Annotated in this window: 20 protein-coding genes; 8 read left to right on the top strand and 12 right to left on the bottom strand. The window is 71.3% G+C overall.

Annotated elements, in window-relative coordinates; translation table 11 throughout:
* Window positions 1–8 precede the first annotated feature (8 nt).
* Window positions 9–1076 (bottom strand): serine/threonine-protein kinase, encoded by a 1068-nt coding sequence (locus ABZV78_RS03210; RefSeq protein WP_355635132.1) that lies wholly within the window; start codon window positions 1074–1076, stop codon window positions 9–11.
* Between the two features lie 180 nt (window positions 1077–1256).
* Window positions 1257–3176, bottom strand: coding sequence for an N-6 DNA methylase (locus ABZV78_RS03205; protein ID WP_355635131.1), 1920 nt, complete (start codon window positions 3174–3176; stop codon window positions 1257–1259).
* 99 nt (window positions 3177–3275) lie between these two features.
* Between ABZV78_RS03205 and ABZV78_RS03200 the strand changes: the two genes are divergently transcribed.
* The 8 genes from ABZV78_RS03200 to ABZV78_RS03165 all read left to right on the top strand — a co-directional run bounded on the left by ABZV78_RS03200 (window position 3276) and on the right by ABZV78_RS03165 (window position 10245).
* Window positions 3276–3830: a DUF4352 domain-containing protein gene (locus ABZV78_RS03200; protein WP_355635130.1), complete on the top strand. Its 555-nt coding sequence runs from the start codon at window positions 3276–3278 to the stop codon at window positions 3828–3830.
* Window positions 3831–3910: 80 nt separating this feature from the next.
* Window positions 3911–4585, top strand: coding sequence for a hypothetical protein (locus ABZV78_RS03195; RefSeq protein WP_355635129.1), 675 nt, complete (start codon window positions 3911–3913; stop codon window positions 4583–4585).
* A gap of 10 nt (window positions 4586–4595) precedes the next feature.
* Complete coding sequence (locus ABZV78_RS03190; protein ID WP_355635128.1) at window positions 4596–5417, top strand: RNase H family protein; 822 nt, start codon at window positions 4596–4598, stop codon at window positions 5415–5417.
* A 402-nt stretch (window positions 5418–5819) separates the two neighbouring features.
* Window positions 5820–8309, top strand: a complete 2490-nt coding sequence (locus tag ABZV78_RS03185) for an AAA family ATPase (RefSeq protein WP_355635127.1) — start codon at window positions 5820–5822, stop codon at window positions 8307–8309.
* Entirely contained in the window at window positions 8306–8710 is a 405-nt protein-coding gene (locus ABZV78_RS03180; protein WP_355635126.1) for a hypothetical protein, read from the top strand. The genes ABZV78_RS03185 and ABZV78_RS03180 overlap by 4 nt, the downstream gene beginning before the upstream one ends.
* Entirely contained in the window at window positions 8707–9147 is a 441-nt protein-coding gene (locus tag ABZV78_RS03175) for a DUF4190 domain-containing protein (protein WP_355635125.1), read from the top strand. The genes ABZV78_RS03180 and ABZV78_RS03175 overlap by 4 nt, the downstream gene beginning before the upstream one ends.
* An 86-nt stretch (window positions 9148–9233) precedes the next feature.
* Window positions 9234–9752, top strand: a complete 519-nt coding sequence (locus tag ABZV78_RS03170) for a hypothetical protein (protein ID WP_355635124.1) — start codon at window positions 9234–9236, stop codon at window positions 9750–9752.
* A gap of 7 nt (window positions 9753–9759) precedes the next feature.
* Complete coding sequence (locus tag ABZV78_RS03165) at window positions 9760–10245, top strand: hypothetical protein (RefSeq protein ID WP_355635123.1); 486 nt, start codon at window positions 9760–9762, stop codon at window positions 10243–10245.
* 274 nt (window positions 10246–10519) lie between these two features.
* Here ABZV78_RS03165 and ABZV78_RS03160 read toward each other — a convergent pair whose 3' ends face one another.
* From ABZV78_RS03160 to ABZV78_RS03115, 10 genes are all read right to left on the bottom strand, one after another.
* Complete coding sequence (locus ABZV78_RS03160; RefSeq protein WP_355635122.1) at window positions 10520–11191, bottom strand: FadR/GntR family transcriptional regulator; 672 nt, start codon at window positions 11189–11191, stop codon at window positions 10520–10522.
* 44 nt (window positions 11192–11235) lie between these two features.
* Entirely contained in the window at window positions 11236–12087 is an 852-nt protein-coding gene (locus ABZV78_RS03155) for an amidohydrolase family protein (RefSeq protein WP_355635121.1), read from the bottom strand.
* Entirely contained in the window at window positions 12084–13058 is a 975-nt protein-coding gene (locus ABZV78_RS03150; RefSeq protein WP_355635120.1) for an aldo/keto reductase, read from the bottom strand. Before ABZV78_RS03150 ends, ABZV78_RS03155 begins: the two co-directional genes overlap by 4 nt.
* A 32-nt stretch (window positions 13059–13090) precedes the next feature.
* Window positions 13091–13402 (bottom strand): L-rhamnose mutarotase, encoded by a 312-nt coding sequence (locus tag ABZV78_RS03145; RefSeq protein ID WP_355635119.1) that lies wholly within the window; start codon window positions 13400–13402, stop codon window positions 13091–13093.
* Window positions 13403–13419: 17 nt separating this feature from the next.
* Entirely contained in the window at window positions 13420–14193 is a 774-nt protein-coding gene (locus tag ABZV78_RS03140; RefSeq protein WP_355635149.1) for an SDR family oxidoreductase, read from the bottom strand.
* The gene (locus tag ABZV78_RS03135; protein ID WP_355635118.1) at window positions 14193–15575 is read right to left on the bottom strand and encodes an L-fuconate dehydratase; all 1383 of its coding nucleotides are present in this window, start codon (window positions 15573–15575) and stop codon (window positions 14193–14195) included. Before ABZV78_RS03135 ends, ABZV78_RS03140 begins: the two co-directional genes overlap by 1 nt.
* Window positions 15572–16420, bottom strand: a complete 849-nt coding sequence (locus ABZV78_RS03130; RefSeq protein WP_355635117.1) for a fumarylacetoacetate hydrolase family protein — start codon at window positions 16418–16420, stop codon at window positions 15572–15574. Before ABZV78_RS03130 ends, ABZV78_RS03135 begins: the two co-directional genes overlap by 4 nt.
* Before the next feature lie 79 nt (window positions 16421–16499).
* Window positions 16500–17330, bottom strand: coding sequence for a carbohydrate ABC transporter permease (locus ABZV78_RS03125; RefSeq protein WP_355635116.1), 831 nt, complete (start codon window positions 17328–17330; stop codon window positions 16500–16502).
* On the bottom strand, window positions 17327–18199 hold the full coding sequence (locus ABZV78_RS03120; protein WP_355635115.1) for a sugar ABC transporter permease: 873 nt from the start codon (window positions 18197–18199) through the stop codon (window positions 17327–17329). Before ABZV78_RS03120 ends, ABZV78_RS03125 begins: the two co-directional genes overlap by 4 nt.
* 181 nt (window positions 18200–18380) lie before the next feature.
* Window positions 18381–19577, bottom strand: a complete 1197-nt coding sequence (locus ABZV78_RS03115) for an extracellular solute-binding protein (protein ID WP_355635114.1) — start codon at window positions 19575–19577, stop codon at window positions 18381–18383.
* Window positions 19578–20149 lie beyond the last annotated feature (572 nt).

Here is a 20149-nt window from a genome sequence, read left to right as displayed (position 1 = left end):
GAGCCTTCCTACAGGGTCGAGCGGCGGGCGTACTGGCGGCGCATCTTGTCGACCAGCCAACTGACATCGACAGGTGGATTGACGGCCGCCACGGGGTGGACCTTCGTGGGCGTCGTCTCCGGCACCTCCACGCTGCTCTGCTCCTCGACGACGGGCAGATCCTCGGGATCCTGTTCCGGGTCTTCGAGGCTCGGCGGAACAAGCAGTTCCGTGTCCCCGTCGTAGGTCAGCGCGGCGACCTCTTGCCGCAGCTCAAGGGCCGTCCTGCCGCTGGTGGCCGTGGCGACTTCCAGCAGCCGCGTGCGGACGGTGTCCAGCCCGGGGCGGGAGGTCGGGTCGAACGCCAGCATCGCGCCGAGCAACGGCGCCAGCTCGGCCGGCACACCGGAAAGGTCAGGCAGGTCGCTTGGCTCCGTGATCCGCAGCAACAGGTTCCAGGAGTTCGTCGGCGGATAGAGGCCATGTCCGGTGAGCGCGAACACGAGTGTCGCGGCAAGGCCGTAGATGTCGACGGCGGGAGTCAACTCCCGCTCGCCCCGGACCTGCTCGGGAGACATGTAGGCGGGCGTGCCGACGAGAGCCCCGGCTTCGGTCAGGAAGTGCTCGCGGTCGACCAGCACCGCCAAACCGAAGTCGATGAGCTTCGGGCCGTCCGGGCCGAGGATGATGTTCTGCGGCTTGAGGTCGCGGTGCAGGAGCCCGACCTGGTGCACCTTGGCCAGGCCGTCGGCGAGCATCGCACCGGCCATCGCGGCGTGCTGCAGCGCGAGGCGGCCACGGGCGTCGACATGCTGACGCAGCGTGGCGCCGGGGACGTACTCGACAGCGAGCCAGGCCGGGTTCGCGAAGGGGTCGGCGTCCTCGAGGCGAGCCACCCGCGAGCCGAAGACCAGCTTGAGGCTGTCGACCTCCGCAGCGAACCGATCCCGAACCGTCGGCTCCTCAACGAGGTGCTGCTTGATCACCTTGAGCGCGACGCGGTCTGCAGTCGGCGACACCGCGAAGAACACGTCTCCCATGCCGCCCGACCCGAGCGGTTTGACCAGCTCATAGCCGCCAATGCTGCCCAGCGTCATTCGTCCCCCTCACGATGACACCCGCCGAACTGTTGGTCCGTCATGTCGGCCCCACGCCTGACGGACGCATGACGGTACAACGTTGGATGATCAGGCTGCTAGTGGCCCTTTGGCGCACTGTGCGGGCCTGATGGCCGGGAGTCACCAGTTTCGATCCGGCCTGAACGCTGCAACCGGCGCTCATCGGGCACGATGCTCAGGGCGCAGACCACCATTGGCCAAACCGTCTGCCGTGAGCTGGACCAGCTCCGCGCCGAGCGCTGCTGCCTGTCGGATTGCCGACTCGAAGGCGTCGAGTCGCTGGAACGCCTCCCCGTGCGCGCGCTGCTCCTCCAACGACAGCCGCCGTACCTGCGCCCGGCGGATGTCGAACCGCAGCGTCCCCGACAGGCTCGACGCCTGCTTCTCGTTCGCCGACGTCCGCAGCTGCCCGGCGAGAAACCACGAGTCCAGCGCCGCCGGATTGGGCCGCAGCAGGTAGAGGTTCCGCCCGAGCAGCGCCCCGTCGGCCGTCACCACCCGGGCGGTGAGCTGCCGCGCAATCATCGGCACCACCACGTCCCCGGCCGCGAGCCGGATCTCCTGATCGAGCCGCCCGTCGTCCCGACCGGAGGGGCCTTCGCCGCTCAGCACGTCCTGCACGGTCAAGACCGAGGGCCCGCCCACTGACGGCTCACCGCCCTCGGATGACGAGGCACGGGTCGGGCCGAGCAGTTGCAGTGCGCCGGCGCGAGCCAGCTCTCCCACCGACAGGAACTCCCCATCCGTGCCTTCGGGTGCCGGCATCACCTGCGGCATCAGCCCTGGCAGGTCACCGACTAGCGCAGCGAGCCGCTCCCTGGTGCGTACCAGATGCTCCCCCGTCGCCTCGCCTCCGACTGCGGGCTGGCGGCGCGCCGGGGTGAGGTCGACCTCCTCGTCGAGGAGCTCGATGACCGGCACCGCCCGAGCGAAGCCGGCCTCCTCGACCTCCGCGTCGGGTGCGGCGGCGAAGGCCCGCCAAACGGCGAGGATCCGCGGGTAGGTCGCGGCAGCGTCACCGCCTGCGGCGTCGACCAGCAGCGTTCGCGCCGGTGGCGGCGCGTCCGGCGCCGGCCGCCGCAGCACCCACAGGTGCAGGGGTACGCCGTGCGGCGCGGCCACGCCGGGCGGGAGCGCGATGACGGCCCGCAGCGCGCCGCGGCGCAGCAGTTCGGCGCGGATGCGCCGGCCGGCACGGCGGCTGGCGACGGTGGGCGGCATGAGCAGAACGGCGTGGCCGCCGGCGCGCAGGTGGGCGAGGGCGTGCTGCACCCAAGCCAGCTCAGGTTCGGTACGCGGGGTGGTGCCGACGATCCAGCGGGGGTCGTGCCCGAGTTCCTCATCGCCCCAGTTGGTCGTCCCGAACGGCGGGTGGCAGACGACGGCGTCGAAGGTGCGGCCGGCGAAGGCGTCGGCACGCAGCGAGTCGCCGGTGCAGACCTCCCCTGCCACGTCGCGCAGGGCCAGCCACAGTCCGGCGAGCCGGGCGAGGTCCTCGTCGATCTCCTGCCCGTACGCCGAGGTGCAGCCGGCGCGGACGGCGGCGCGCAGTGTGGCGCCGGAGCCGGCGGCCGGGTCGAGGACGGAGCCGCCACCGACGCCGGCGAGCCCGGCCATCAGGTCGGCCAGGTCGTCCGGGGTGGCGACGGGGCGGCCGGGTCCGGGCGCGGAGAACCGTTGCCATAGCGCGTCGAAGGCGCCCTGGGGTCCGAGCTCGTCGGCGAGCGCTTCGATGTCGGGCAGTAGCGGCTTGAGCTGCGGATCCGCTGATCGGCCGGGGCGTTGACCGCGTTGCCGGGCGAGGAGCAGGGCGCCGACGGCGGCCAGGCCGGCGGCGGGTGACTGGCTGGCTGCGGCGAGGTGCCGCCACAGCCGGTCGGCGCTGGCCAGCTCGGGGAGTTTCCCCTGGCCGTGGAGCCACTGCTCGACCTGCCCCAGGTCGAACTCGGGGCTGGCCGCGGTGCCGCCTACCGGGGCGGGGAAGTCGGCGTGCCGTTTGCGCCAGTTGCTGACTGCGGCCCGACCGACACCGGCGAGCCGGGCGATCTCCGCTGCGGTGATGGTCGGTGTCTCCTGCACGTTCGGAGTGTGTCACACATGTCAAGCATCATGTGTGTTGACACCGTTCACAGATGATGCTCTCATTGACGCCGCCACGTTCACAGCAGGAGGAAAACGATGCGCAAGGCCACCACTCTCGCTCTGCTCGCCACCGGTCTCGTCGCCCTGGGCTGCGGCGCCGGCTCCACCGACGACGCCACCAGCAGCAAGGCCGACTCCACCAGCAGCGAGGCCGACGCGGGCGGCGCCAAGGGCGACGACAAGCCCGCCAAGGTCGCGAAGATCGGCCAGCCGGCCCGGGACGGCAAGTTCGAGTTCACGGTCAAGTCGTCCAAGTGCGGCGTGGCCAAGATCGGCACCGACATGCTCGGCGCCAAGGCCCAGGGCCAGTTCTGCCTGGTCACGGTCAACGTCAAGAACATCGGCAAGGAGTCGCAGATGTTCGACGGCAGCAGCCAGAAGGCGTACGCCGCCAACGGCACCGAGTACTCCGCCGACGGCGCGGCCGCCATCTACGCCAACAAGAACGCCGAGACGTTCCTCAACGACATCAACCCCGGCAACCAGGTCACCGGCGTGGTCGTCTTCGACATCCCGAAGAAGGTCAAGCTCGCCAAGCTCGAGCTGCACGACTCGCCGTTCTCCGGCGGCGTGACCGTCTCCCTCACCTGATCCACCGCTCACCCCCGGGGCGGGCGCCACCGCCCGCCCCGCCCTTCCCTGTCCCCACCACTGTTCACAGAGGAGACGTCATGTCCGACCCGACCCAGCCCATGCCGCCCCATCAGCCTGACGACCAGGCCGCCATGCCGCCGCACTCGGCGCCGACGCCGGCTCCCCCGTTCGCCGCCCAGCCGCAGAACGCCACGGTCGCCGGCTCGCCCAGCCCGAACACTCCCGCCAAGCGCTCCAACGCCCGGGCCTGGACCGTCGGCGGGATCGCCCTCGTCATCGCGCTGTGCTGCGGCGGGATCGGGATCGCTGCGCTGAGCAACGGCGATCCCGAGCCGGCCGCCGATGCTGCGTCGTCGGCCGCGCCGAGCATCACGACGGCCGATCCGACCAGCGCGGCGCCCACGACGTCGGCACCGACGACCGCGCCGGCATCGACGGCCCCCGCCCTTCCCCTCTACGACACGCCGGCGAAGAGCGACTTCAAGCTCAAGGTGAAGATCCTGCGCAAGCAGTGCTTCGGCAGCGCCGGCTGCAACGTCACCTACCGGATCGACGTGACGTACACCGGCAGCGGGCTCGACCCGTCCAAGACGTACGAGGTGACCTATCAGGTGAAGGGCGCCGAGGACCCGATCATCAACACCTTCGAGGTGACCGGCGACTCCGCCTCCGTGCAGGAGGAGGAGATGGCGAGCACCAAGCGCTCCGGGGACAAGCTGACCGCCGCCGTCACTGACGTCGCCGAGTTCTGAGGGAGGCGTCGTGCGTCCCGATGAGTTCCTCCGCGCCCTGGACCTGCTCCCCGCTCCCCTGCACGCCCGCGCCCTCCTCCTGCGCCGCTACGTCCACCACACCACCTGCGCGGACTGCCAGCGGATCGGCGACGCGGTCACGCTCGCGCTCACCGCGGCGAACTACGACGAGCTCGACTCGGCCAGTGAGCTCCTGGACACCGCCGAGCGGCTCGCCGTCGGGCACGGCACGGCCTGCCGGACGCAGCCGGACGAGCAGCGCGGCCGCGGCCGGGTCACGCGGTGGGCGGCGGCGGTGTCCGCGCCGGTCGTCGCCGCGACCGACGCCAGCTGGAAGGGCCGCGCAGGCGGCATCGCGTACGTGGTCAGCGACGGCCACTACGGCCTGCGCGGCCGGGGCACCGGCCGGCTCGACCCGACCGGGGCCTCCCGGGTGCTGATCAACGAGCTGAGGGCGGTCGACTTCCTGCTCTCGACCTACGAGGAGGCGCCGGCGGGGATGACGGTGCTGCTGGACAGCATGGTGGCGCTGCGCTGGCTGCGCCGGTGGCAGGCCGGTGAGGTGTCGGCGATGCCGGCCGGCTACAGCCTGCGCCAGCGCCGGTGGGCCGACCGGCCCACGCTGGTCCGACTCGCCGATCAGGTGAGCCGCAGGCCGGACCTGTCGTTCGCGCACGTCAAGGGGCACAGCGGGCACGCCCTCAACGAGGCCGCCGACGGTCTGTCGCACATGGCCCGCCGCCGGCTCGAGGAGACCTTCGACCTTCGGCCACGGGCTCACGACCTGGTCGGCGCCTTCCTGCGGGACTGGCACGCCGGCCTTCCCCACTGACCCTGCCCGCCGGGCACACCGGCTAGTCCACTGCCGACACAGCGCCACAGCTTCCCACCACCCCCTCGGGCGGATCGATCGACCGTCGATCCGCGGACACCACGCGCCTGGAGGAGAAGACGATGACCTCTGTACAAGCACCTTGGGCCGGTCCGGGACTTCGCCCGCACCAGCCGCTCGGACTCCTGCCGGCCGCCGCGCCGACGGTCGACCCGATCGGTCACCGCGGCACTCCACCGGCCCGCACCTGCCTGGCCAGCCCCGATTGTCCTGTTGCACCGCCGGCCTGACCGCCGATCACTTCACAGAGGGCAACCGCACAGCGTCGTCGTACCACCACCGCCAGCGAACCGGCCCGAGCCGGAACCGTCCACCTTCGATGCCCTCCCCGGAGGTCGCCTGATGAACCACACCGAACCCCTGGTCGAGCTGATCTTCGACCGGCTCGCCGCTGACCGCGTACCCGATGACACCGCCGAGGTGGTCCTTGCCGCGCTGAGCGGCGAGGCCGACTTGGACGCGGCGCTCGCCGGCGCGCCGACGGCGCTGGAGCCGCAGCGCGCCGCGGCGGACGAGCCGCGGGAGCGGATCTGGCTCTCGTCGGTCACCGTCGCCGGGTTCCGCGGCGTCGGCCCGGAGCGCACCCTCGCCATCGAGCCCGGCCCCGGGTTGACCGTGGTGGTGGGCCGGAACGGCTCCGGCAAGTCCAGCTTCGCCGAGGCCGTGGAACTGGCGCTTACTGGCGACAGCGCGCGCTGGGCGGACCGCAACAGCGTGTGGCGTACCGGGTGGCGGAACCTGCACGCCGGCGACCCGTGCCGGATCGCCGTCGAGCTGCGGGTCGACGGGGTAGCCACGCCCACCCGGGCGGTCCGTTCCTGGCCGACGGAGGCGGAGCTGGGCGACGCCGAGGTGACGGTCACCAGCGCACACGGCAGGCACCGGGACCTCGCCGAGCTGGGGTTGGCCCGGCCGCTGGAGCTGTACCGGCCGTTCCTCACCGCCTCCGAGCTGGGCCGGCTCACCGCTGGCACGCAGAGTCAGCTCTTCGACGCCATCTCCGCGATCCTCGGCCTGGACGCGATCACCGACGCCGACCGCCGCCTGATGGCCGCCGCGCGCCCCGTCGACGCCGCCATCAGGGAGGTACGCGGACAGCGCACCACACTGACCGACAACCTCGCGGGGATCGACGACGACCGGGCCCGGCGAGCCGCCGCGCTGCTGCGCACCCGGGGCGCCGTCGACCTGGCGGCACTGACCGCGATCCTCGACGAGCCGGAGGACCCGGCCGCCGACGAAGCCGTGCTGCTCTGCCGGCAGCTGGTGGCGATGCAGGTGCCCGACGCCGACGAAGTCACCCGACTGGCCGGGCAGCTGCGGGAGGCCGCCGCGCAGGCGCGCCGGCACGACGGCGGCCGGTCGCGGGCGTCGCTGCGAAGCGCCGAGCTGCTCCGGCTGGCCGTCGAGCATCACGACGACCAGGGTGACGGGCCGTGCCCGGTATGCGCGATCGGCCGCCTCGACGACGACTGGCGGATCAGCGCGGCCGAGTCTCTGGCGGAGCTGCGCGACCGTACCCTCGCGGCCCAGGCCGCCGCTTCCCGGCTGACCGCGCTGCTGCAGCGGGCGCATTACCTGATCGACGACCTGGACGTGCCCACCGGGGACGCCGACGGGGTGCCGGTCGACGACCTGCACGCGGCGGTGACGGCGCTGCGGCTGACACCGGGCGGGCCGGAGGAGCTGGCCGACCACCTGACCGCGCGGTACCCGGCGGTGCACGCGGCCGCGCAGGCCGCGCAGGCGTACGCGAAAAGTCTGCTCCGCCAGCGCGACACCGGCTGGCAGGCGGTGGCCGGCGAGCTGCGGGCCTGGATCGCGTCGGCCGGGACGCTGCCGGAGCGGGAACGCGCCCTTGCGCGGGTGAAGGCGGCGCGGGCGTGGCTGAAGGCGACCGGGGCGGAGCTGCGCAACCAGCGGGTGGCGCCGTTCGCCGAGCACTCGCAGCGGATCTGGGCGCAGCTGCGCCAGGAGAGCAACGTCGAACTGGGCGCCATGACCCTGGCGGGCATGAACACCCGGCGGCGGGTGGTGATCCCGGTCAGCGTGGACGGCGCGGACAACGGCACCGCCCTCGGGGTGATGAGCCAGGGTGAGATGCACGCCCTCGGGTTGGCGACGTTCCTGCCGCGCGGGTGCGCGCCGGAGAGCCCGTTCCGGTTCATCGTGGTCGACGACCCGGTGCAGAGCATGGACCCGGCCAAGGTGGACGGGCTGGCCCGGGTGCTCGCCGAGCTGGCTGAGCAGCGGCAGGTGGTGGTCTTCACCCACGACACCCGGCTGCCCGACGCCCTCGCGCGGCTCGACCTCGGTCGGTCCCGCATCGTGGAGGTGACCCGCGCGGAGCGGTCGGTGGTGACCCTGCGGCCCGGCTCCGACCCGGTGACCCGCTACCTGGACGACGCGTACGCGCTGGCCCGCACCGAGGAGATCGCATCCGAGGTACGCGGGCCGGTGGTGGCGGAGCTGTGCCGCTCGGCGATCGAGGCGGCGTGCCACCGGATCGTGTGGCGGCGGCGGGTGGCGCGGGGTGTGCCGCACGACGACATCGAGGCGGCCGTCGTGGCCGCGTCTCGCAGGTTGACCACCGCCGTCGCGCTGGCGCTGTTCGACGATGCCAACCGGGGCGGTGACGTGCTCGGGTACCTGAGCCGCCGGCACGGGTCGCGGGCGGTGGGCGCGTACAAGGCGTGCAAGGAGGGCGTGCACGGGGCGTACCTGTTCGACCTGCCCGGGCTGGTCTCCGACGCCCGCCACCTCGCGGAGGCGCTGCGGACCCACGCCGCTGCCGTGCCCGCGCCCCGCGACGGCGCCGAGGTCCGGTCGTGACCGCGCCGACGCCCCGGGCCTGCCTGGCGGCGGCCGACCAGATGCTGCGCGGCGCCGGACCGCTCGGCGCGGCCGCGGTGACCGCCGGCTGGTGGCCGCGGGCGTGCGCCTGCCTGATCCGGCTCGCCCTCGAAGGCGGCATCGACGCCTACTGGCGACGCACCCGCCCGGTGGTCGCCGCGTGCCGGCAGGGCCGGGCGAAGCAGCTGATGCTGCGCGGCCGGTTCGGGCCCGGCCCCGCCGTCGCACGGCGGGTCGCCTTCGCGTGGGCGGCCCTGTCGGCCGCCGCCCACCACCACTGCTACGAACTGGCGCCGACGGCCGCCGAGCTGCGTCGCCTGCACACCGAGGTGAGCGCCCTGCTCCCCCAACTCGACGGAAGAACGGAACCGCACCGATGACCTACCCGCAGCCCGGCCTCGACCCCACCCGCCCGCAGCCGCCGCTGCCCGCCATTCTGGGGCCGTATCCCCCGGTGTCCGCGCCCACGGGCGCGTACGCGCCGGTCCCGGCCATGCCCTACCCGGGCGGCGGCTACCCGGCGGGTGGGCCGCGGCTCACCGGCCAGCCCATCTTGACGTCGGGCATGGCGACGGCGTCGCTGGTCCTCGGGATTCTCGGCGTGCTCGGCGGCTGGTGCCTGTTCGGCCTGCCCTGCGTCCTGGCCGTCATCCTCGGCCACCTGGCCCTGCGGGAGACCCGCGACGGCATGCGGTCGGGGCACGGCATGGCGGTCGCCGGTCTCGTCCTGGGCTACGTCTTCGTCGGCCCGATGATCCTCTTCACCGTCATGGTCGTCTTCGGCAGCGTCCTGAGCGCCGCCACCCCGACGCCCTGAACCGGGCGGAACAACAGGCGTGACACGCGGCCGCCACCGCGGCCCGGAAACAGGCGCCCACGAGGCCGCCGGAAAGACAGGAAGGCATGTCCCAGAAGAATCCCCTCCACGCCGTGCCCGACCCGTCCCCCGAACTGTCCCGGCGGGACGACGGCTTCGTCGTCACGGCCCGTTGGAACAGCGACACCGGATCGGACGAGATCAACGGACCGGACGAGGTCGTCATCCGCATCTCCGACGAGGCAGCCCCCGAGGTACGCCGGCACGGCATCACGTCGGCGGTCCTGCACCGGATGGGCCGGCAGGTCGACGACATGGTGGCGGAGTTCCACGACATGCCCAGCGTCGGGGCGTACCAGGTGATGGTGGGCCGCTACATCGAGGGCCGGCTCGCCGAGCTTGCCCAGGCCCGCGGTGCGACCGCTGACGGGTTCGAGGCCGACCTGTTTGCGGTGTACGAGGACCTCGCAGGTCGCGGGCACCGCGATCCGCTCGGCGCGCTCGCCGCCGCGACCGGCCGGACCCGCGCAGTCCTCGGCCGCCTGCTCGACGTGGCTCGTCAGCGCAACGACCAGGAAGGACCCTCGCATGAGCGCCTCGCATGATGCCCCGGTGACATCTTCAGAGCCGGGCCGCAGGTGGTCGGAGGTCTTCCGCCGCAGTCGCATCTCGCCCCACGTCTTCGTCGTCGCCGAGGCCGCAGCAGACGAGGTCGACCAGGTGGTGGCCGGCCTCGGCCTGCCACAGGCCACCTCGAACAGCCTGTTCGACAACGCCCACTGGGCGACCCCGCTGCTCGACGGAGCCGTGACGCGGCTGCTCACCTACGGCCTGCCCGCCCTGCCCAGCGGCACCCGGGTCTACGGGCACCGGCCGCTGCGACTGCTCTGCCACCTCATGGACCTCCGGCCACCCGCCCGCGCGCTGACCGGCGAACGGCACGTGCCAGACATCGGCCAGTTGCTGGCCCACCTCGACCGGCAACGGCAGACCGAACCCGAGGTGCTACTGGTCCGGGCGCGTACGGCGATGGCCAACGACGCGCAGGAGGTGCTGACGGCGGTCCGGGTGTTCTTCGGAGCCGAGCGGCTGACGTGACCGCCGCCGAGATACCGGGATAGCTGCGTGTGCATCCCCGTCATTGGCTGGCGCTGCCACCACCGGTCGCCGTCGCCGCGTGGACCGCGGCTCGGCCAGCGTCAGCCAGAACGCCGACGCTGGCACCCGACTGCGGTTCGCAGCCCTGCTGGCCTGGCCATGCTCGATGGAGCCTGCGAAGTACGTGCCTGACCAGAGTTTGAGCGGCAACCAGCGGACGGCGGACGCAAGCCCCTCCACGGCGGACACCAGCAGGTGGTGGCGCTCGGCACGCTCAGACAATACGGCCCAGCCATTCCTCGACGCCGGCGATGTGGACCGTCGCCCAGGATCGGGCCAGCTCGGGCTGCCGGGAGGCGATGGCCTCCAGAATCGCGGCATGCTGTTCGCGGGTCTTGTGAACGGCGCCTTCCTGCGTCAGTCCCCGCCAAATGCGGGCGCGGGTGGTCGGGCCGGAGAGGCTGTCGAGCAGCGAGGTAAGCAGCTTGTTGCCCGCACAGGCCGCGATCTGCCGATGGAACTCCAGGTCGTTGGCCACGAGTTCGTCGATGCTCGGATCCTCGCCGAGCGCGTCCAGGACGCTCCGGAGCTTGCCGAGTTCCTCGTCGCTGATCCGCTGCGCCGCGAGCGCGGTGGCGGCCGGCTCGAGAATGCGGCGCACCTCCAGGAACTGCAGGACGGTGTCGTCGCGGTGGAAGTCGACGACGAAGCTCAACGCGTCGAGCAGCATCGCCGGGTCGAGGCTCGTCACGTACGTGCCGTCACCCTGGCGTACGTCGAGCACCCGGATCAGCGACAGCGCCTTGACCGCCTCGCGCAGGGAGTTGCGGGACAGGCCGAGCCGCTCCGCGAGGTCGGGTTCGCGCGGCAGCCGGTCACCGGGGCGCAGCTCGCCCGCGACGATCATCTGCTTGATCTTGTCGATCGCCTCGTCGGTGACCGCCACGCGTTCCTTCACCGTCCCTATCTACCACGAAAACCGGTACGTGCTCAGGGGCCGAGTCGGTAGGTTCGCGCCGCGGTGCCACCGAACACCGCCGCCCGCTCCTCGGCTGACAGCGGAGGCAGCGCCTCGGCCACCGCCGACATCACCGCGCCGTAGTCGGCGGCCAGCCGGCAGACCGGCCAGTCCGAGCCGAACATGAGCCGCTCGGGTCCGAACAGCTCCACCGCCGCGCCGACGAACGGGCGCAGGTCCGCGACCCGCCACCGTTTCCAATCCGCCTCGGTGACCAGCCCGGAGAGCTTGGCGGTGACGTTCGGCAGTGCCGCGAGTTCGGCGATCGGACCCGACCATTCGGCCAGGCCGGCCGCGCCGTGGCGGATGCGAGGTTTGCCCAGGTGGTCGAGGACGAAGCCGAGCTCCGGCACGGCCCGGGCGGCCCGGGTCACCGCCGCGAGCTGGTCGACCCGGACCACGACGTCGATCGCCAGGCCGGCCTCGGCGATGGTACGGAGCCCGCGCCGGACCTGCGGCCGGTCCAGGTACTGCGGGTCCGCCTCGCCCTGGAGCTGCGGCCGGACGCCGACCAGCAGGTCGCCGCCGGGCAGCTGCCGGTAGCCGGCGATGGTGTCGGCGAGCGCCGGGTCGGCCGGGTCGGCCCACGCGACCACCCCGCCGATCGCTGCCGTGCTGCTCCCGTACCGGAGCAGGATGGCCGCCTCCGCGGTGTCGCAGCTTCCGCCCTCCACCAGGATCGTCCGGTCGACGCCGGCTGCGGACAGCTCCGGCTGGAGGTCGGCGGGCAGGAACGACCGGCGGATCGGGGCCAGCTCCGGCTCGTCGAGCCACCGGTAGCCGTCGTCGATCCGCCAGAGGTGGTGGTGCGCGTCGACGATCATGGCGTGCCCGCCGGACGGGTGGGGACCGGGGCGTCCGGGCGCAGCAGCCCCTCAGCGACCAGCTCGGACCAGAGGTCGGCCGACGGTGGTGCGGCTGCCTGCAGCGCGGCGTTCCGCCGCACCTGCCCGGCGTCGTGCGCCCCGACCACCACCGCCGCCACTGCCGGGTGTGCGCCGGCGAAGGCGATCGCCGCCGCCGGCAGCGAGGTCCCGTGCCGGGCGCAGACGGCGGCGATCGCCCGCACCCGGTCGACAATCGGGGCCGGCGCGTCGTGGTACTCGTAGGGCAGCCCGGCGTGTGGCCGGTCGACGGCGAGCAGGCCGCTGTTGAAGACGCCCGCGTTGAGTACGGAGACGCCGCGCCGCGCGCACTCCGGGAGCAGCGTGTCCAGGGCGGGCTGCTCCAACAGCGTGTACCGGCCGGCGACCATGACGGCGTCGAGTTCGGCCTCGGTGACGAACCGGTGCAGCACCTGCCACTGCTTGGACCCGACCCCGATCGCGCCGACGACACCCTGCGCCCGCAGGTCGTGCAGCGCCGGATACGCCTGCTCGAGCGCCTGAGTCTGGTGGTCCTCCGGGTCATGGACGAGCGCCACGTCGACGCGGTCCAGGCCGAGCCGGACCAGGCTCGCCTCCAGCGAACGCTGCACCCCGTCGGCGCTGAAATCCCACACCCGGCGGTGGTCGGCCGGCACGTGAAAGCCCTCCGGGTCACGTCGCGCTGCTCCGGCGGGGTCCGGCACGAGCAGGCGACCCACCTTGGTGCTGACCGTGTACGAGGGCCGCGGCAGGTCGCGCAGCGCGTCGCCGAGCCGGCGCTCGGAGAGCCCGAGCCCGTAGTGGGGTGCGGTGTCGAAGTACCGGATGCCCGATTCCCACGCCGCCGCCACGGTGTCCGCCGCTTCGGCGTCCGTCAGCGTCGTGTAGAGATTGCCGAGTTGGGCGCAGCCCAGACCCTGGGGACTCACGGTCACCCCGGACCGCCCCAACCGGACAGCGGTCACGGCAGCTCCCAGACGAGGCGCAGCCCTGAGTCGGTGCCGGAGTAGTCGTCCTCGATCTCCAGCAACTCCGCCATCCGGGCCTGCCAGGGCACGTTCGCGGGGTGGTCCCGCAGCTCGTGTCGCATCCGTTGGTAGTCCTCGACCTCGACCAGATGGAACAGGTCGCGCCCGTCCCGCCAGATCCGCCACGAGTGCACCCCGGCCGCGCGCAGCGCGCTGTCCAGCTCGGCGGGGACGACCCGGTGCACCGTGTCGTACTCGCCTTCCTTGCCCGGCTTGAGCCGGGTGTGCAGGGCGATCCGTTGCATGGGGCAGCTCCTTCCCCTCAGTCGGGACGATCCGCGGCGGGGCGCGGCCGCAGCCCCTGCATGCCGCCGTCGACCGCGAGGACAGTGCCGGTGGTCGACCCGGCGAGCGGGCTGGCGAGGTAGGCGATCGCCGCCGCCACCTCGTTCGCGCTGACCAACCGGCCGTGGGGCTGGCGGGCCTGCAACGCGGTCAGCTCCGCCGTCGGATCCTCGGCCGCCTCCAGCAGCCGGCGAACCCACGGCGTGTCCGCCGTGCCGGGATTGACGCAGTTGACCCGGATCCCCTCCCGCAGGTGGTCGGCCGCCATGGCCATCGTCAGTGACTGCACCGCTCCCTTGCTGGCGCTGTAGAGCGCCCGGTCCGGCAGTCCCGCGGTCGCCGCGATGGAGCAGGTGTTGACGATCGCGGCGTGGGACGATGCCCGCAGGTGCCGTAGTGCGGCGCGGGTCACGCGGACGATCCCGACGACGTTCACGTCGAGCACCCGATGCCACTCGTCGTCCGGGTTGCTCTCCACCGTGCCGCGGGCTCCGATGCCGGCGTTGTTGACCAGTACGTCGATGCCGCCGAGCGCCCGGGCGGCGGCCGCCACGGCCTGGCGCACCGAGGGATCGTCGGCGACGTCCGCCGCGAAACCGAGCAGCGGCTCGGGCACCGCGTCGGGGTGCAGGTCCAGACAGGCCACGCGGGCGCCGCGCTCCGCCAGCAGGGTCGCCGTTGCCAGCCCGATGCCCGACGCCCCGCCGGTCACCAGGGCCCTCAACCCGGTGAACTCGCCTCGTTCATCCATCACCGTTGCACCTCACCATCGGTCCGGTCGTCCTCGTCGCGGTGCCGCCCGCCGCCGCCCCCACTCACCGCCGGTCCGGGCGCGCTCGCGGCGGACCACACCGGGCCGTGCGGGAAGACGTACTCGGCCAGCGTCTCCGGCCGCATGGTGGCGCTGAAGCCCGGTGCGGTCGGCGCGATGTAGCGGCCGCGCGACACCACCGCCGGATTGACGAAATGTTCGTGCAGGTGGTCGACGTACTCGATGACCCGGTCCTGCATCGAGCCGGACACGGCGACGAAGTCGAACATCGACAGGTGCTGGACCAGCTCGCAGAGGCCCACCCCGCCGGCGTGCGGGCAGACGGGCACGCGGAACTTGGCCGCCAGCAGCAGGATCGCGAGCACCTCGTTGACGCCGGCGACCCGGGCCGCATCGATCTGCACGTAGGAGATCGCCTCGAGCTGGAGCAGTTGCTTGAAGACGACCCGGTTGGCGATATGTTCGCCCGTCGCGACCCGGATCGGTGCCACGCCGCGGGCGATCGCGGCGTGCCCGACGACGTCGTCCGGGCTGGTCGGTTCCTCGATCCAGTACGGGTCGAACCGGGACAGCTCGCGCACCCAGCTGATCGCCTCCGGCACGTCCCAGCGCTGGTTGGCGTCGACCGCGATGCGGATGTCCGGCCCGCAGGTCTGCCGGGCTATGTCCATCCGCCGGATGTCGTCGGCCAGATCCGCGCCGACCTTCAGCTTGATCTGGGCGAAGCCCTCCGCCACCGCTTCTTTGCACAGGCGGCGCAGTTTGTCGTCGTCGTAGCCCAGCCAGCCCGGCGACGTGGTGTAGGCCGGGAACCCCTCGTGCCGCAGCAGTTCCTCGCGCTCGGCGCGTCCCGGTTGCGCGGTGCGCAGGATTTGCAGCGCCTCGTCCCGGGTCAGGGCGTCGGTGAGGTAGCGGAAGTCGATCAGCTCGACGAGTTCCTCCGGGCTCAGCCGGCCCAGCAGCTGCCACAGCGGCAACCCCTCGCGCTTGGCCCGCAGGTCCCACAGCGCGTTGATCACTGCGGAGATCGCCATGTGCATGACGCCCTTTTCCGGGCCGAGCCAGCGCAGCTGCGAATCGTGGACGAGCTCGCGCCAGAAACCGCCGAGGTCGGCCAGGACCGCGTCCACCGACCTGCCGAGCAGGTATGGCCGCAGCGAGGCGATCGCGGCCGCCTGCACCTCGTTGCCGCGGCCGATGGTGAAGGCGAAGCCGTGCCCCTCGTGCCCGTCCACCTCGTCGGTGCGCAGCACGAGATAGGCGGCCGAGTAGTCGGGGTCGGGGTTCATCGCGTCGGAGCCGTCCAACTCGCGCGAGGTCGGGAAGCGGACGTCGAAGACCTCCAGGTCGGTGAAGTTCATGCCTGCCCCACCTCCTGGCGCTGGCGCCCCAGCCCGTCGATCTCCAGCTCGACCACGTCGCCCGCGACCAGGTACGGCTTCGGTTCGGGTTGCCCCAGCGCCACTCCGGCCGGGGTGCCGGTGTTGATCACGTCGCCCGGGTGGAGGACCATGAACTGGCTCAGGTACCGGATGATCTCCCCCACCGGAAACACCATGTTGGCTGTGGTGCCGTCCTGCCGCAGGTCACCGTTGACCCACAGCCGTAGTCTCAGGGCCTGCGGGTCGGGCACCTCGTCGGCGGTGACCAGCCACGGTCCGAGCGGGTTGAAGGTCTCACAGGACTTGCCCTTGTCCCACTGGCCGCCGCGCTCGAGCTGGAACTCCCGCTCGGAGACGTCGTGGGCCACGGCGTAACCGGCGACGCAGTGCATCGCCTCGTCGACGCTGGACAGGTAGCGGGCGGTGCGTCCGATGACGACGGCGAGCTCGACCTCCCAGTCGGTCTTCGTGCTGCCGCGCGGAACAAGAACCATGTCCTCGGGTCCCACCACGGTGTCCGGGGCTTTGAGGAAGACGACCGGCTCGGTCGGGAGCGCAGCGCCGGTCTCGGCGGCGTGGTCCCGGTAGTTCAGGCCGATGCAGACGATCTTGCCTGGTCGCAGCGGTGGCCCGATGCGCAGTCCTTCCGTGGCGAGCACCGGCAGCTCGGCCGCCGGGACTTCCGCCAGCCGCCGGATGCCGTGGGTGGCGAGGAACGATGCGTCCAGGTCGTCGATCAATCCGCTGAGGTCGCGCAGTCGCCCGTCCTCGTCCAGCAGTGCCGGGCGCTCCTGTCCTGGTGCGCCCACCCGCAAGAGCCTCATGCGTCGCCCCCAGATTTCATGTCGCACATCCAATACGTCGGTTCTCTGTCAGCTCACGTCAATGCGCTACGGTGCCCGGCTACCCCTTGGTGGCGCCTCCGGTCAGGCCCTTGACGAACTGTCGCTGCAGAGCCAGGTAGAAGATCAGCACGGGCAGCGTGGCGAGGAACATCAGCGCGAAGAGGCTGCCGAAGTCCGCCTGGTACTGCCCGATGGAGCGGTAGATGCCGGTGGTGACCGTGGTCCCCTGGCTCGGGCCGAGAATGATCAGCGGATTTATGAAGTCGTTCCAGATCCACACGCTGAGGAAGATGACGACGCTCGCGCTCGCGGGCCGCAGCAACGGGAATACGACCCGCCAGAAGACCTGCATGCGGCTCGCACCGTCGATGCGCGCCGCCTCTTCGAGTTCGACTGGTACGGCGCGGATGAAGCCCATGAAGACGAAGATGCCGAACGGTACGTAGTAGCCGACGTTGAACAGCACCAGACCCTGCAGCGTCGCCATGAGGTGGGTGAACCGCAGCACGTCGGTGATCGGTATCAGGATCACCTGCGGAGGGATCATGAGCCCGCAGAGCAGGAGCAGGGTCAGTGCCCGGGTCCACCGGTTGCGGGTACGGGCGAGGTAATGGCCGAGCATCGCGGAGAGCACGATGAGCACCAGCACCGACAGGAGCGTGACGACGATGCTGTTGGTGAGGCTGACCCAGAACAGGCGATCCGGACGGGTGAGCACCGCCCCGATATTGGCCAGTGTGGGCGGCAGCGGAAGCTGGGCGGGTTGCTTGGCGATCAGCTCGCCGCGTTTGAAGACGTTCGCCAGGACGAAGTACAGCGGCACGAAGAAGACCGCGGCGAGCGTGATCGCGACGCCGGGACGCAGCAACGAGCGTTTGCCATGTCTCACAGGTCCACCTCCCGGCGCTGCAGGAACCTCAGCGCGATCGCGGTCACGACCGCAACGATGAGCAACATCAGGATCGCCATGGCGGAGGCGTAGCCGCCGTGGTTGGCGTCGAAGCCGGTCTGGAGCACATTGAAGGCGATGGTGGCGGTGGTGCCGGATCCCGGCCCGCCGTTGGTGATCACCTTGATGTAGTCGTACGCCTTGAACGCGGAGATCAGCAGGACGACGGTGTTGACGGTCAGGGCGGGCGCCAGCATCGGCCAGGTGACGGCGCGGAACCGGCGGACCGTGCCGGCGCCGTCGATCGCCGCTGCCTCCTGCAGCTCGACGGGCACACCCTGGAGGCCCGCGAGGTAGACCACGACACAGAAGCCGAGCATCTGCCAGCTGATGATCGACGCCACCGAGTACAGGGCCACGGCCGGATCGGAGAGCCAGCCGGGGGGCTGGTCGACCCCGAGGGCCCTCAGCGTCTCGTTGAGCGGTCCTTCGCTGTCCAGCAGGCGCGACCAGATGACGCTCACGACCACGGAGCTCAGGATGACCGGGGTGAAGAAGACGCTGCGCAGGGCGTTGTAGAGCCACCCGTGCCGGTCGAGCAACAGTGCGACCACCAACCCGAGCACGTTCGGCACGATCACCACGATCACGGTGAGGATGGTCGTCACCCGCAGCGCCGTGAGGAACTGCTCGTCGCGCAGGAGCAGCTGGTAGTTCTCCAGTCCCACGTACTTCGTCGGTGGGTTGAACGGGTTGTAGTTGGTCAGGCTGTAGCCGAGGCTGACCAGAATCGGCGCCAGGACGAAGCAGGCGTAGATCAGCACCCCCGGCGCGGCGAACGACGCGAAGTGCCCGAGGGCCGGCCCCAACGGGCGTCGTCGCCGGGCTCTTCTCGTCTCCTGCGGTGCGGGCCGTGTGGCAGGCCTAGCGACCTGGGCAACCATTGCGCCTACTCCTTCCATTCTCACCGGTCGACCGTCGCCAGCCCTGGTGCGCCCGGGTGTGGAGAGCGAGCGCCGCTCTCCACACCCGGTCGTACGCGTCGCCGGATCAGCCGGCCTTCGACCATTCCGTGTCGAGGAAGGCGGCGGCCTGGGCGGGCGTCTTGCGTCCCGTGATCAGGTCCTGCGCGGCCGCGTCGACCTTGTCGGCCATTCCGGGCAGCAGCCCGTCGTCGGCCGTCTCCCAGCGGAACGCGTGCACGACGGCCTGCTGGGCCTGCGCCTGCTGGTAGAGCTCGTATCCCGCCTTGAACACCGGACCCACGTCCGAGGGCAGCGTGTAGCCCTTGATCGCGGGGAAGAGCCCGTCGGCCTTCACGGACGCGTCGAGTTGCTCCTTGTCGAGCTGGAACGCCAGCGCGAACTTCTTGGCCGCGTCGAGGTTCTTCGCCTTCGCGCTGACGATCATGCCGCCGCCGGTGTAGGCGGGCACCACGACCTTGCCGTCCTCGGTCGGGAAGTTGAACACGCCGATCTCGAAGCCGGGCTTCTTGGTGTCGGCGTTCGCCGCGAACCAGTTCCCCATCGGATACATCGCGCCCTTGCCGTCCAGGAACGCCTGTTCCGTGGCGGCGTAGTCCCGGGAGACTGCCGACTTGTCGAGGTAGCCTTTGGCGGCCAGGTCGGCGAACTTGCCGAGGGCCTTCTCGAAGTCGGGGTCGGCGAACTTCGCCTGGTTCGACCGTCGCTTGGTCAGCCAGTCCGGCGTCTTCGCGTACAGGTCCACACTCACGAGGCCGGACAGGATCATCGACGAGGCGAAGCCGTCCTTGCCACCGCCGATGACGAATGGCGTCATCCCCTTCGCCTTCAGCTTCGCCGACGCGTCGAGCAGCTCGGCCCAGGTCTTCGGGGTCGCGGTGACGCCGGCGTCGGCGAACATCTTCTTGTTGTAGTAAATCGGCGGGATGGTCTGGGTGTTGGCCGGCAGCTGGTAGTACTTCCCGTTGATCGGGTTCGCCGTCGGGTAGAGGAGGTCCTTCAGCTCGTCCGGCTGCCACGCGTAGAGGTTTCCGGCCTCGGCGAACCCGGCCGGGGAAACCGCGATCATGACGTCCGGGAACTGGCCCGACTGCAGGAGCTGCTTGGCGTACGCCGTCCGACCGTCCGCGGTCGGGGCCACCAGCTTCTTGACGGTGATGTCCGGATTCTTGTCGGTCACCCGCTTGATCGCGGCATCCCAGTACCCGGGGGTGAGGTTCGGCGTCTCGAAGGTCAGGAAGGTGACCTCCTGTTTGCCGTCCACGGTGGACGAATTGTCACCGACCGTACAGGCGCTGAGGGCGACGACAGCCGCGAGTGCGGCCGCCACCCGGAATGCTCGGGGCTTGCTCCGCATTGAGCCACCTCTCGTGAGATCGGACAGCGGTGGGAGTGGCGAAGAGTCAACGCCGGAGCGCAGTACATCCGACCTTTGGGCGTAGTGTCAACGTCTGGACCCGCAAAATGCGCCATCCCTTGCCCGATCGATCGGATGACTGCCCGGTACGCAGCATTCCTCGGATTCGTGCAGCTTCGGCTGTTTGGACCGGTGTGAACGCCCACCCCGCGGCACCGAGCCGTCGACCGCGAAGTCGTACGCTTCGCGGACGGAGTTGAGTTCGACGCCGTGACCCGAACCTGGCTGCTATCCACCCCGATACCGGGTACGCGTTGCGCCTCGCTGATGACGGTCTGTTGCTCCACCTCTACTGGGGACCGCGGCTGACGCTGGCCCGGGCGAGCACCGTGCCGGCGCCGCGTCCCGCCACGCTGACGCAGTTCGAGGGCCAGGTGTACGACATCGAGGAGTTCCCGGTCGAGGGCGGGGCCCAGTTC

It is taken from the genome of Micromonospora sp. NPDC004540, from assembly GCF_040610095.1.
Taxonomy (GTDB): domain Bacteria; phylum Actinomycetota; class Actinomycetes; order Mycobacteriales; family Micromonosporaceae; genus Micromonospora.
Note: the sequence above shows the minus strand (reverse complement) of the source record. Positions and strands in the feature narration are given on the sequence as shown.

Excerpts from the sequence above, each read along its gene's own strand:
- ABZV78_RS03175 (WP_355635125.1), top strand. The coding sequence starts at position 8,707 with ATGACCTACCCGCAGCCCGGCCTCGACCCCACCCGCCCGCAGCCGCCG.
- ABZV78_RS03200 (WP_355635130.1), top strand. The coding sequence starts at position 3,276 with ATGCGCAAGGCCACCACTCTCGCTCTGCTCGCCACCGGTCTCGTCGCC.
- ABZV78_RS03155 (WP_355635121.1), bottom strand. The coding sequence starts at position 12,087 with ATGATCGTCGACGCGCACCACCACCTCTGGCGGATCGACGACGGCTAC.
- ABZV78_RS03135 (WP_355635118.1), bottom strand. The coding sequence starts at position 15,575 with ATGAACTTCACCGACCTGGAGGTCTTCGACGTCCGCTTCCCGACCTCG.
- ABZV78_RS03145 (WP_355635119.1), bottom strand. The coding sequence starts at position 13,402 with ATGCAACGGATCGCCCTGCACACCCGGCTCAAGCCGGGCAAGGAAGGC.
- ABZV78_RS03130 (WP_355635117.1), bottom strand. The coding sequence starts at position 16,420 with ATGAGGCTCTTGCGGGTGGGCGCACCAGGACAGGAGCGCCCGGCACTG.
- ABZV78_RS03170 (WP_355635124.1), top strand. The coding sequence starts at position 9,234 with ATGTCCCAGAAGAATCCCCTCCACGCCGTGCCCGACCCGTCCCCCGAA.
- ABZV78_RS03140 (WP_355635149.1), bottom strand. The coding sequence starts at position 14,193 with ATGGATGAACGAGGCGAGTTCACCGGGTTGAGGGCCCTGGTGACCGGC.
- ABZV78_RS03195 (WP_355635129.1), top strand. The coding sequence starts at position 3,911 with ATGTCCGACCCGACCCAGCCCATGCCGCCCCATCAGCCTGACGACCAG.
- ABZV78_RS03185 (WP_355635127.1), top strand. The coding sequence starts at position 5,820 with ATGAACCACACCGAACCCCTGGTCGAGCTGATCTTCGACCGGCTCGCC.
- ABZV78_RS03210 (WP_355635132.1), bottom strand. The coding sequence starts at position 1,076 with ATGACGCTGGGCAGCATTGGCGGCTATGAGCTGGTCAAACCGCTCGGG.